At 53.2% G+C, this 12,928-nt stretch carries 10 protein-coding genes and 1 riboswitch; of the genes, 5 read left to right on the top strand and 5 right to left on the bottom strand.

Annotated features, from left to right (window positions below):
• The first annotated feature begins 4 nt into the window (after positions 1 to 4).
• Positions 5 to 631 carry an NUDIX hydrolase gene (locus tag IEW70_RS07165; RefSeq protein ID WP_188647238.1) on the top strand — a complete coding sequence of 209 codons (627 nt, stop codon included), beginning with the start codon at positions 5 to 7 and terminating at the stop codon, positions 629 to 631.
• A 109-nt stretch (positions 632 to 740) separates the two neighbouring features.
• On the opposite strand, the gene dcd is transcribed toward IEW70_RS07165, so the two are convergent.
• From dcd to IEW70_RS07145, 4 genes are all read right to left on the bottom strand, one after another.
• Complete coding sequence (gene dcd, locus IEW70_RS07160; protein WP_188647237.1) at positions 741 to 1,298, bottom strand: dCTP deaminase; 558 nt, start codon at positions 1,296 to 1,298, stop codon at positions 741 to 743.
• A gap of 199 nt (positions 1,299 to 1,497) precedes the next feature.
• Positions 1,498 to 2,679, bottom strand: a complete 1,182-nt coding sequence (locus tag IEW70_RS07155) for an aminotransferase class I/II-fold pyridoxal phosphate-dependent enzyme (protein ID WP_188647236.1) — start codon at positions 2,677 to 2,679, stop codon at positions 1,498 to 1,500.
• A 16-nt stretch (positions 2,680 to 2,695) separates the two neighbouring features.
• Entirely contained in the window at positions 2,696 to 3,844 is a 1,149-nt protein-coding gene (locus IEW70_RS07150; RefSeq protein WP_188647235.1) for an aminotransferase class I/II-fold pyridoxal phosphate-dependent enzyme, read from the bottom strand.
• A 142-nt stretch (positions 3,845 to 3,986) separates the two neighbouring features.
• Positions 3,987 to 5,285 (bottom strand): homocysteine synthase, encoded by a 1,299-nt coding sequence (locus IEW70_RS07145; RefSeq protein ID WP_188647234.1) that lies wholly within the window; start codon positions 5,283 to 5,285, stop codon positions 3,987 to 3,989.
• A gap of 77 nt (positions 5,286 to 5,362) precedes the next feature.
• A riboswitch (SAM riboswitch) is annotated at positions 5,363 to 5,484 on the bottom strand.
• Positions 5,485 to 5,722: 238 nt separating this feature from the next.
• On the opposite strand from IEW70_RS07145, the gene IEW70_RS07140 reads away from it, so the two are divergent.
• From IEW70_RS07140 to IEW70_RS07135, 3 genes are all read left to right on the top strand, one after another.
• Complete coding sequence (locus tag IEW70_RS07140; protein ID WP_188647233.1) at positions 5,723 to 6,916, top strand: ornithine--oxo-acid transaminase; 1,194 nt, start codon at positions 5,723 to 5,725, stop codon at positions 6,914 to 6,916.
• Between the two features lie 1,713 nt (positions 6,917 to 8,629).
• Complete coding sequence (locus IEW70_RS18095) at positions 8,630 to 8,761, top strand: hypothetical protein (RefSeq protein WP_268234834.1); 132 nt, start codon at positions 8,630 to 8,632, stop codon at positions 8,759 to 8,761.
• 550 nt (positions 8,762 to 9,311) lie between these two features.
• Positions 9,312 to 10,580, top strand: coding sequence for an amino acid permease (locus IEW70_RS07135; protein ID WP_188647347.1), 1,269 nt, complete (start codon positions 9,312 to 9,314; stop codon positions 10,578 to 10,580).
• Positions 10,581 to 10,860: 280 nt separating this feature from the next.
• Here IEW70_RS07135 and IEW70_RS07130 read toward each other — a convergent pair whose 3' ends face one another.
• On the bottom strand, positions 10,861 to 11,535 hold the full coding sequence (locus IEW70_RS07130; protein ID WP_188647232.1) for a helix-hairpin-helix domain-containing protein: 675 nt from the start codon (positions 11,533 to 11,535) through the stop codon (positions 10,861 to 10,863).
• 103 nt (positions 11,536 to 11,638) lie between these two features.
• Here IEW70_RS07130 and comER point away from each other — a divergent pair, with 103 nt between their 5' ends.
• A complete protein-coding gene (gene comER, locus IEW70_RS07125) occupies positions 11,639 to 12,481 on the top strand; it encodes a late competence protein ComER (protein WP_188647231.1) in 843 nt (280 codons plus the stop codon).
• Positions 12,482 to 12,928 lie beyond the last annotated feature (447 nt).

Here is a 12,928-nt window from a genome sequence, read left to right as displayed (position 1 = left end):
AATCATGAAGGAACAGCTGGATATATACAATCCAAACCAACAATGGATCGGGACGGCTTCCCGTGAGGACGTTCACCGGCAAGGGCTGTGGCATCGCACTTTTCACGCCTGGCTGATCCAACAGGAAAAAAATGAGCGGTGGATCCTGTTCCAACTGCGCCATGATCAAAAGGACACCCACCCTGGATTGTTGGATATCAGTGCCGCCGGTCATCTCCTGGCGGGGGAACGGCCGGAACACGGCGTACGTGAGTTGGAAGAGGAATTAGGAGTTTCGATCCCCTTCGACCAGTTTCATTTTATCGGCGTCATTCCGGAAACACTGCACCCTGACCCCGAAATGACCGATCGGGAATTCCGCCACGTCTATATCGCGAACTCCCCCTTCGCTCTTGAAGATTTTCATTTGCAAGCCGACGAAGTGAGCGGGTTGTTCCAGGTGAGGCTTTCCGAGGCCATCCGCCTGATCCAACAGGAAGTTTCTCACATTGTCGGTACCGGATTTCGAATGGTTTCCGGTGAAAGACAGATGGAAACCCGCCGGATCCTCCGGAGCGATCTGGTCCCCCACTCCGATGACTATTATCTCTGTGTATTCAAGGAAGCCGATCAACTGCTGGACGCCCGATGAAACATAATTACTCAACATGTTCGTTGTCCGGCGCGGCTTCCCCTTTTTTGGCCACGAAAAAGCCCCGGATCACCCGGGGCACCGTTCCACCGTTACTGAGGGTTGCTGTTCAAATGCGGGGCAAAGTAATGCCGCGCTGGTTTTGATATTTGCCCTGCTTGGCACGATAAGAGACTTCGCAAGCCTCATCGCTCTCGAAAAATAACACCTGGCACAGCCCTTCGTTGGCATAAATTTTTGCCGGCAGAGGCGTGGTGTTGGAAATCTCCAACGTGACATGTCCCTCCCATCCCGGTTCAAATGGCGTCACATTCGTGATGATGCCGCAACGGGCGTATGTAGATTTGCCGACACATACCGCCAACACATTTTCCGGGATCCGGAAGTACTCCACCGAGGTGGCCAGTGCAAAAGAGTTGGGCGGAATAATACAGACATCCCCCTTGTAATCCACAAAGGAATCCGCATCAATCTCCTTCGGATCAATCACCGGCATAAGCGCATTATGGAAAATCTTAAATTCATCCCCTACCCGTAAATCGTAGCCGTAACTGCTCAATCCAAAGCTAACCGCTTCCCCTTTGCCCACGTTGGAGTCCACAAAAGGTTCAATCATCCCCTGTTCCTGGGCCATTTTGCGAATCCATTTATCTGATTTGATAGTCATAGACGTTTCGGCTCCTTTTCTCCTCTGTTTCCTTTCTATTTTACAATAAGTTTCTCGATCACAAAAACCGCCCCCTTGCATCCAGATGGGGATTTTCTTTCCAGCTGAACCATCCGATTCTCTCATCTCCGAAATTCTATCATCTCCTTTGGGCGCTCCCCAAACAAAAAACCACTTCCCTATGGAAGTGGTTTTACCATTACACGATGGAGGCGCGCCATTCGGTGTTGACCGAGACCAGCCGCCGTGCTCGAATGGCCTGCTCCAAATCATTCAGAAGATCATCCGGATCCTCCAGCCCCACGGACAAACGGAGTAAACCATCGGTCACTCCCCGTTGCAGACGTTCTTCCCGGGGCATAGCAGCATGGGACATCTTCGCCGGATAAGAGAGGATACTTTCCACCGCCCCCAGACTGACAGCGACGATCGGCAGACGGACATGGTCACATACCGCTTTGGCTCGGTCTGCGGAGCCGGTATCGAAAGAAAGAACGGCACCGTGCCCCTTGGCCTGAGCATTTTGTAGTTCGTGCCCTTCATGCTCCGGCAATCCCGTATAATACACCCGCTCAATACCCGGAATCTCTTTTAACCCCCGAGCCAATCGAGCTGCGGAGGCAGAAGAAGCATCCAACCGGGCTTTCAATGTTTTCAGCCCCCGCAAGGTAAGCCAGGAATCATTCACTCCTAGCACCGCACCGAAAGCATTTTGCAACCCGGCCAAACGATCCCCCAATACCGGATCCTTGACAGCCACCAACCCGGAAACCACGTCGCTGTGGCCGCTGATAAACTTGGTGGCGGAGTGGACGACAATATCCGCGCCCAACGTGAGCGGCTGCTGCAGGTATGGGGTCATAAAGGTATTGTCTACGATGGTGAGCAGTCCGTACTGTTTGGCGATGGCTGCAACCCCTGCCAGATCCGTTACTTTGAGCGTGGGGTTGGAAGGTGTCTCAACATACAATGCGCGGGTATGCGGACGGATCGCCGTCTCCACTTGGGTCAGATCCGTTGTATCAACGAAGGTGGCCTCAATCCCCAACCGCGGCAGCACTTCTGTCAACATCCGAAAAGTGCCGCCATACAAATCCTTGGACACCACCAGATGATCTCCGGATGAGAACAGCAGAAAGACAGTAGAGATTGCCGCCATGCCCGACGCAAACGCCAGCCCCCGCTCCCCTTCTTCCAAAGCGGCGATGGTCTGTTCCAAGGCTTGACGGGTCGGGTTGCCCGACCGGGCATAATCGAAAGCTCCCGGGTGATCCAGGTCAAACTGGTGGTATGTCGAAGCTTGATACAAGGGAATGCTAGCCGCACCGGTATGGGGGTCCACTTCGTTTCCATTGTGGAGCAGACGCGTTCCGAAACGCATGCTTACCACGCCTCCTTTACTGCTGTTGTTGTGCCAGGTGCAAACTCCGATCCAAATCGCGAATCAGATCTTCCCGATGTTCAATGCCGACTGAAAACCGCAGCAGGCGGTCGCATACTCCAACCTGCTTCCGAATCTCTTCGGGTATATCGGCATGGGTCTGTGTCACCGGGTACGTGATGAAGCTTTCCACACCGCCAAGGCTTTCCGCAAACGCAATCACCTGAAGGGAGCGAAGCAGCGGAGGCACCATTTCCGGTGACTTCACCCGAAAGGAAAGCATGCCGCCGAAACCCGAGGCTTGCTGTTCCTGGATCTCCCGGTCTCGTTCGTGAAAAGCGGGATAAAAAACCTCTTCCACCAGCGGATGCTCCTGAAGGAAGCCTGCAACGGCTGCTGCATTCTCCTCGTGACGCTCCATCCGCAGTGCCAATGTTTTCATTCCCCGCATCAGGAGCCAAGCATCCTGAGGACCGAGAACGGCTCCGATCGTATTGTGCAGAAATGCCACCCGTTCCGATAAATCCTGACCGCGGGTAACGATCAAACCCGCCAGCACATCATTGTGACCGCCCAAGTATTTGGTGGCTGAGTGAAGAACGATATCGGCACCGGATTCCAGCGGTCGCTGCAAATAAGGAGTCATAAACGTATTATCCACGATTGACAGCCAGCCGTTGGTTCGGGCCAATGCACACACAGCCGAAATATCGGTCACTCGCATCAGAGGGTTCGTCGGGGACTCAACAAAGATGCCTTTCGTCTCCGGGCGAGCTGCCCGCTTCACTTCCTCTATATCCCTCAGGTCAACATAGGTGAAGGAGATTCCGTAACGGGTGAGCAGCTCTTCAAACAGACGATACGTCCCGCCGTACAAATCGAGAGAAACGATCAAATGGTCCCCCTGCGAAAACAGCCCCATCACTGTCTTTATGGCTGCCATACCGGAACTACAGGCAAATCCCGCATCTCCCCCTTCCAGCTCCGCGATCGCTTCTTCCAACACCCGCCGCGTCGGGTTGGCTGTCCGGGTGTAATCATATCCGGTACTTTCGCCCAAGCCGGTATGCTGATAGGCTGTGGCGTAATAGACCGGAAAGTTGACGGCGCCAGTGACAGGTTCTTTGCTTTTCCCGATTTGAACCAGTTTCGTTTCCCTGTACATCTGTTGCAGCCTCCATCTTTGTATCTATGTTCTCTGTGTGCGGCATCCTTTTCTCCTCCTGCCGCCGCATTCCTCTTCTGTTGCATCCTTTTAGCTTCTGCAGGTGATCGTGACGACGCTTCGTTTGAAGCGATCCCTCCCATCAAACCAACGCGGGGTCGACGCTCTTCTTCAACGCCTGGTCCAGATCATCGATCAGGTCATCCACCGCTTCGATTCCCACCGACAAGCGGATCAGTTCGGGGGTTACACCGGCAGACCGCTGCTCCTCTTCCGTCAATTGCTGGTGGGTCGTGCTGGCTGGGTGGATCACCAGAGATTTGGCATCGCCTACATTGGCCAAGTGGGAAAAGAGATTCAGGTTCTCGATGAGCTTTTTCCCTGCTTCCAAACCGCCTTTGATCCCGAAGGTGAAGATGGCTCCCTGTCCTTTAGGAAGATACTTTTTCGCTTTGTCATAAGCCGGATGACCTTCCAATCCCGGGTGGCTCACCCATTCTACAAGATCATGCTTCTGCAGAAATCGAGCCACCTTTAATGCATTTTCGCTGTGGCGCTCCATCCGCAGGTGCAGGGTTTCCAACCCTTGTAGGAGCAAAAAGGCGTTGAAGGGAGAAATCGCGGCCCCCGTATCCCGAAGCAGCTGCACCCGCGCCTTGATGATATAGGCCAGATTGCCCAGGGCTTCGGTATAGGATACACCATGGTAGCTGGGATCCGGCTCCGTCAGTTCCGGAAACTTGCCGTTGGTCCAGTCAAACTTGCCGGAATCGACGATGATTCCGCCGATGGAGGTACCGTGCCCTCCGATAAATTTGGTGGCAGAATGAACGACGATATCGGCGCCAAAATCAAAGGGCTTCAACAAATACGGCGTAGCCAAGGTGTTATCCACGATCAAGGGAATTCCCGCCTCGTGAGCGACCGCCGATACGGCCTCAATGTCCAGAACATCCATCTTGGGATTGCCGATCGTCTCCGCAAAAACAGCACGTGTCTTCTCTGTGATCGCTTGCCGGAAGTGATCCGGATCCGAGGGATCGACGAACTTGACCGTAATCCCCAGTTTGGGCAGGGTGTGATGGAACAAATTGTAGGTGCCTCCATAGAGACTGCTGGAAGAAACGATTTCATCTCCGGATTTGGCGATATTCAAGATGGAATAGGTGATCGCCGACTGTCCGGAGCTGGTCGCCAACGCCCCCACCCCGCCTTCCAGGGCTGCCACCCGCTGTTCCAATACATCCTGAGTGGGGTTCATGATCCGAGTGTAAATGTTGCCGAATTCCTTCAATGAAAACAGATTAGCTGCGTGCTCCGGGCTGTCGAAAGTATAAGAAGTCGTTTGATAAATGGGAACTGCGCGAGAATTGGTTGCAGGATCCGGCTGTTGTCCCGCATGAACCGCCAACGTTTCCGGCTTGAGTTGTTTTTCACTCACATGAACCGCCTCCTCGGGATAAATAAAAAACCCCTTCTCTTATCATGAGAAGGGGCTGTTCTGCCAACACCGTCCTCCTCTTATCTCTCAGTATGCCTGGCGCATTTACCAAGCTCCTGCGAGAATTGGCACCTTCCGGTTCATGGACCGGGGTTGCCGGGCTTCATCGGGCTCGTCCCTCCACCGCTCTTGATAAGAGTTGATCGTACTTGTATTCGGTTGTTTTCGATCCATCTGAAAACTTGTGTCTCATTATACAGAGGGGGAGGGAAAATCGTCAACCCCCCATTTAAAATTTCTTTATAAATATAAATCAAAAATCAATTCTATCCACTTTGCCACCAAGGGTTCTCGCGCAGGCTGGGATGGTGGTACACTTAGGAGGAAATCGTGAGCGGGATCATCCGCCAAATCAACGCCGATAAGGAGGAACTCTTATGTCCAGGAATCAAACCCTGATCGATTTGACGGAGAAACACGGTGCGCGCAACTACCACCCCCTTCCGATCGTCATCTCTCAGGCAGAAGGAGTATGGGTGGAAGATGCGGATGGCAACCGCTACATGGATATGTTGAGTGCGTATTCGGCCCTTAACCATGGTCACCGGCATCCCAAACTGATTCAAGCGCTGAAGGAGCAGGCAGACAAAGTAACTCTTACTTCCCGCGCTTTCCACAACGACCAGTTGGGATTGTTTTATGAAAAAGTGGCAGATTTGACAGGCAAAGAGATGGTACTCCCGATGAACACCGGTGCAGAAGCTGTTGAAACCGCTATCAAGGCGGCCCGCCGCTGGGCGTACGATGTGAAAGGCGTCCCGGCCAATCAAGCGGAGATCATCGTCTGTGAAGACAACTTTCATGGCCGCACCCTAGCCGCCGTCTCTCTTTCCTCCAGCGAGGAATACCAACGCGGATTCGGCCCGCTATTGCCGGGGATTAAAATCATCCCTTATGGTGATGCGGAAGCCTTGAAAAAAGCGATTACTCCCAACACCGCCGCCTTCCTGGTGGAACCCATCCAAGGGGAAGCTGGTGTGATCGTGCCTCCGGAAGGATTCCTGAAGGAAGCGGCTCAGGTCTGCCGCGAGCAGCGGGTCCTCTTCATCGCTGATGAGATTCAAACCGGATTCGGCCGGACAGGACAACTCTTCTGCTGCGACTGGGAAGAAGTAAAGCCGGATATGTACGTGATGGGAAAAGCATTGGGCGGCGGCGTATTGCCCATCTCGGCTGTGGCTGCCGACGAGGAAGTGCTCGGCGTATTCGAACCGGGTTCCCACGGCTCCACCTTTGGCGGCAACCCGTTGGCTTCCGCTGTTGCTGTCAAAGCCCTGGAGGTGCTGGTGGAAGAAGAACTTCCCCGCCGTTCCCGGGAGTTGGGCGCCTATTTCATGGCCGAGCTTCGGAAGATCACCAATCCGGTAATCAAAGAAATTCGCGGCAAAGGTCTGTTCATTGGGATGGAGCTGAACGAGCCGGCTCGTTCCCATTGTGAAAAGCTGGCCGAAGCTGGACTTCTCTGCAAGGAAACCCATGAAAATACCATCCGCTTTGCTCCGCCGCTCACCATCACCGAAGAGGAACTGAACTGGGCTCTGGACAAGATCCGCGACGTGATGAGTGTCTAATAGGCAACGAAGACTTGGAGTATAGGATGCAGCCCCCGCACACAGGTGCGGGGGCTTTCACTAAACGCGACGATGCTGAGTAGGCTAATTCCTTTTACGGGTCACCGCTTACGGGTCACCGCCGTGTGATCCACATTACCGCAAGGAACAGGGCTTAGTAGAGAGTTGCTGAAACAGCAGCTGGAGGATTTCACATAGCCAACGGAAGGCGTTCGAGAGAGATTCGCGTTCTTCGTAGAAAGAAGCCCGAGTCCTTTATGGAGGCAGTTGAGCTTTCGAACCAGTTAAGCGCCAAGGATATGAGGATCTATGGCGTGCTGCAGAATCTTCTACAAAGATCGTTGGTTCAGGTATCGCTGCATCCACTGTTCGTCCCATACCCCTCGATGGAGAAAATGGCTTAACGTCGTCCGGTGTCGATGTTACGACTCAAGGTGTGTACATCGGTCAGCGTCCTGGAAAAGCCTTTCTGTGTGGCTGCATCCATAAAGTGAATGAGGTGTTCAAACGCGAGTTTGGAAAAGTACAGATCGTACCGTTACTCCTTCAACTAGTGGCGGATGGTGCGACCCCTAACCGTCCCACTACAGGACGCGGCATTCGCTTCCTCCACGATCCCTACCCGCAACTCTTTCGGCTCCCCTTACGGTTCGCTTTCCCTTGCGGGAGAGTTACCGTGTTTCGCTAAGATAACCGAACAGGTTAGGCTATCCGCCGGTGGTCTTTATGAGAGAGAGGTACTAGCTCCTACTGCCACGGTGCTTTTTGGCGCAAGCCTCTCAGCATCTTTGGCTTGTTCTTCGTGACGACGTTTAATAAGCGTTTACATGTGTTAACCACACCGTCCAATCCTAGCCCCGATCCGCCTGATGATGGTAGAGCCGTCGTCTCCTCGCGGTTCCGACGGTAGCATTTGCTACGAGTTACATTGTCGACAGGCTCTCGACGGTTCGTTCACCGCCGATCTGCCTTGGGTACTACTGGTGAGACAGTAGGCTTCATCGCATTGTGAAGCAATTATCTAAGCGACTTTCACGTCGCGTAATACCACCGAAGCTGTCACCAGGGGCAAAGTAGGTTTCATAAAAAGTAAAACCCTAGGAGGTGACATCCTGGTGGTCCTCCTAGGGTCTAAATTTGAGCACAAGATCCTGCAAACCTTAACGCTGACCATCATCATCGTGTGGATCATCACCCTTGCCAAACTGTAGCAAGCAAGAAAGGGTTAGAGCTGGCAGCTGGTGCGGCTGCCGGTAACCAACGGTAGCAAACGCTTAGACGAATTTCGCCGATAACTTATATTAACGGCTGAGTTACACCAGTGTTTCCGGGGGTTATCGATGAGTCAAGGCCTGGTTATTGTTTCTCGACCAAAAGTGTACGAGCTTCGCGTTTGTCGGAAGTTTACGAGATGTTATCGACAGAGATGGAGAATGGCCAAAAAATCATGGAATCGTTGTCGTTCCCCTCACTAGGGTGACGGGACCAAAAAAAAGAAAATCACTTTCTCTCTACCCTTATCAGTTCAACGGGTCCATGGTCATCACAGTGATCCCCGTGAGGGTAGTGAAGGCGACCATTGACTAGGTAATCAATATGGTTCCCATGAGGAATCCGTTCGTGACCACAATCTTCTTGGTGGTCACAACCACAGGTGATGGGTCGACATTCTTCAGGATTGACGGTGGTCACTTCGAGGCGGCATTCATCCCAATGACCATCGTGTTCTTTATGAAGATGTCCGTCATGGACAAAGTCGATGTGATCATTGTGGTATATCTTGGTATGACCACAGGCCAGACTGTGGCGGTGACCATGGTCTCCGTGGATTTCATGATTCATTGAAGTCGCTCCTTTCGGTTATGTATACCTGACCATCGGATAACCTTTTTATTCAGTTGGGGTTAGGGGTTAAAAGGAGCATCGCTTCCGTTTATAGCAAAGTATATTCCATAAAAAGTAAAACCCTAGAAGATATGATCCCCTAGGGTCTAAATTTGCTCTGTATATCATATCGTATACAGTTTGTTAGCCTTGTGAAATGCATAGAACATAACATAACACTGATCTTATCATGTTATAACGGAGCGACGTCGGAGCTCCCGGATGATCCACAGGAGAGGCGGACAATTTTTCCCTCATCCCGGATGCCTTTCGCCTGAAGATAGAATATGAAAAAGAAAAACGTCCCCCCGTCCCCCACGCGTCCGGAACCGAAATGATCGTTCAAGTTGTCCCGCACCCGGAAGCGGTGCCAGAAGGAAAACAGCTACACCGCAAAGGGCTCCCTGATCTCAATTAGAAACAGAAAGGGAAACATCGTGAGGAGAACGGAGAGGATCACCATCGTCCAGGGAAGAGTCGAACCGGAGCGCATCCATTTAAGCCGTCCCCGCTGGATCCCGTACCAGACCGGCACAAACAAACCGAGGTCACCACAGCTGACAGGAACAGGAGCCGCACCGGAATACTGGGGGAACTGGCCCTGTATAAACCGATCTCCGGTTCCTTCAGCGCCTACGCCGAAGAATTTATCGCCCCGTGGGCCGGGTTCGTCACCGGCTGGACCTACTGGTTCCTGTGGGTGGTGACGGGGATGGCGGAGATCACCGCCATCGGCCTCTACGTCAAGTACTGGTTTCCGGACATCCCCCAGTGGCTTCCCGCCCTGATCGCCCTCATCGCCGTTTATGTCCTCAACCTGATCGCCGTCAAAGTCTTCGGCGAGGTGGAATTCTGGCTCTCCATCATCAAGGTGGTCACCATTCTCGCCCTGATCGTCCTCGGTTTGGCGATGATCTTCACCGGTTGGGGCAACCAGGGACAGCCGGTGGGTTTCTCCAACCTGTGGGACGAAGGGGGCTTTTTCCCTAAAGGGTTTGCCGGTGTCTTCTTCTCCCTGCAGATGGTGATGTTCGCTTTTTTGGGCACGGAGCTGGTCGGGGTGACCGCCGGGGAAGCGAAGGACCCGCGGGAAACGCTGCCCAAGGCCATCAACAGTATCTTTTGGCGCATTCTGATTTTTTACATCGGGTCCCTCCTCGTTATCATGGCGCTATTTCCCTGGAACCAGGTGAGCGAAAAGACGAGCCCCTTCGTCCTCGTCTTTGACAAGGTCGGAATCGCCAGCGCCGCCGGGATCGTCAACTTCGTCGTCATGAGCGCCGCGTTTTCATCCTGCAACAGCGGGGTCTTCTCCACCGGCCGAATGCTTCTCGCCCTGTCCCATTCCCGGCAAGCGCCCCATGCCTTCGGACAGGTCAACCGGCGCCGGATCCCGGCCAAGGGGATCACCGCCTCGGCGATTGTCCTTCTCATCGGGGTGCTGTTGAACTACGTCATTCCGGAGAAAGCCTTCACCTACATCACCAGCGTCGCCACCGTCGGCGCCCTGTGGACATGGGGGATCATCGTCTATACCCACATGCAATACAAACGGGCGGTCAAACGGGGAGAGGCTCCCGAAGTGGATTACCGGCTCGCCGGCACCCCCGTCGTCAACTGGCTTGTGATCGCCTTCCTCGTGCTGGTCGGCGTCCTCCTCTGGTTCGACCCCGAAACCCGGGTGGCTCTAATCGTAGGGCCGATCTGGTTTTTGATCATCGGCATCGCCTACCAATTCGTCAAAGGCAGGGGCACGGTCAACCCGCCGGCGGAGACGTAAGGGAAAAACGGCGTGCGACCCCAAGTGGTGAAAAGCCGCGCCTGAACCGTCGGCCACAACACCTATCACTCCAGATCCTCCTAGGTTTATTTATTCGATGCGCTTTTGGCCCACCGCCTGCTGAATAACCGCTTTCACTGCATGCTGCTGTCCCCAGTTCTATGGGAATAGTATGAATCGGAAACGGACTAACCCCTCGAAGGTCCGGTAATCATAACTTGATTGACCTCGCTGGAAAGGCTTCGTCGATTCGTTGACACTTCGGCTTTACGGTTTCCCTCTATCCCACTGTGATCTGCTCCCGAAACTGCTCCAAGGTTTTCTCTCCGATCCCCGGTACTTCCAAAAGGTCCTCCACAGCGGTAAAGGGGCCGTTCTCCTCCCGGTACCGAACAATCGCTTCTGCTTTGGATGGCCCGATTCCATTCAACTCATCCAACTCTGCAGCCGTTGCCGTGTTGATATTGATCTTCCCGCCGGTTGATCCGGCTTCCGAGGAACTCTGAACCGCAGAGTCACTGCTGGCCGGAGCTGATCCGGATGCTACAGCAGGTGGTTGTTTCTCGCCTTTTTTGGGAATCCAGACGACCATGCCGTCAGTCAAGGGTTGTGCCAAATTCACCTGGTCCATATCCGCGTTCGATGAAGCTCCGCCCGCTTTGTTGACCGCATCCAGCACCCGTGCTTTGGCCGGTAGCCGATAGACACCCGGTGCTTCCACCGCTCCCTTTACATCCACGGTTACATCAGCGGGCAGCGTATTCTCTTTTGTTGCCTTTTGCTTCCGGGGTTTGACGGTTTCCGCTTCAGTGTAGGGAGCCAATGCTGCTGTTTCTTCCTTTGTCGCCTGCGGACCCCACCAAAGATACAACAACAAAATAATCAACAGAACCGCCAACACCCCTGCAACGACAGCCCACCTCTTCTCTCGGGCACTCCATGGCTCTTCCCACATATTACAGCCTCTCTTTCTCCTCATAATGAATCCCTTGCCGACGTAACTATTAGGAGACAGTCAGTTTCCATCGTTTTACTACCTCTGCGAAGGAGGGATTTTCTTGAAAATCGGATTCATCGGAACGGGAAGCATGGGGCGGACACTGGTGGAAGCATTTATCCGCTCCGGCAAACTTTCTCCACAAGACCTGTATATCCACAACCGTACCCGTGCCAAAGCGGAGTTGCTGGCAAGCGAATATCCCGGCATCCATGTCGCTGCCGACAATCGCGAGCTGGTTCGGCAAACCCGTTGTATTTTCTTGTGCATGAAGCCCGGTGAATTTCGCCGGGTGTTGGAAGAAATTCGCGGCTGCACGACCCGGGACCATATCGTTGTATCCATTACCAGTCCGGTAATGATTCAGGACTTGGAGGAATGGCTGCCGGCCAAGATCGCCAAAATCATTCCCAGCATCACCCACGCCATCTTTTCCGGCAACTCCCTCTACATTCCGGGAAGCCGCTTAACAACCGATGATCAAGCATGGCTAAAAGATCTCTTCTCCGCCATCAGCTCCCCGTTGGAGGTAGATGAGCGTCACGCTCGCATCGCTTCCGATCTGGCTAGTTGTTCACCCGCCTTCTTTGCCAACATGATGGAAAAAATGGCGGATGCAGCAGTGGAAGAAACAGGAATTCCACGGGAATCGGCCATCTCCTTGGTAACCCAAATGGCCCAAGGGCTGGGCAGGTTGCTAACAGAAGGCGGCTTTACCCTCCATACATTGCAACAGCGGGTAGCTGTACCGGGAGGGATCACCCGTGAAGGTTTGGAACTGTTGGAGAAAGAAGTGAGCCCCATTTTCCATCGCCTGATTCAACTGACCCACAACAAATATGAAGAAGACATCGAAAAAGTGCAAAAGGCACTGAACAACCGGGTAGAAAAGAACGTGCCCTGATCCCCTCCTTCTTCTCCAACGGTTTAGTAAAAAATGGATGCATTTAGTATATCATACTTTTCTGTCAAATAGACAGGCACCTTTCCAAGTGAAAGGTGCCTGAGTCTTCTTTCCGTCAAAGGGGCGATTGGCCCCTCCAACTTTTTCTTCCGGTGGGCCTCCGTTGCTGCCCCGAACGGGTATACTCAGCAGCCAACCGGTCATCCCGTTTCTTGGTCGAGCCAAAGGGTGAAGTTTTAGCGGAACGTTGACACCAGCCCACAGGTTGGCCACTACATATCGGGTCCGCTGGGCATCTCACCGGATTCATCTGCAGCCGCTGATGCTTGGCTACCCAATAGCTTGCAATTGGAATAATAGTAGAGATCAAATCATGGAAAAGTCACCTTTTGCACCCATGTACCCTTCACATTCATAAAAGGCTGAGTAACATATTTTTCTATACAG

The sequence above is a fragment of the Marinithermofilum abyssi genome, assembly GCF_014641195.1.
GTDB lineage: Bacteria > Bacillota > Bacilli > Thermoactinomycetales > DSM-45169 > Marinithermofilum > Marinithermofilum abyssi.
Note: the sequence above shows the minus strand (reverse complement) of the source record. Positions and strands in the feature narration are given on the sequence as shown.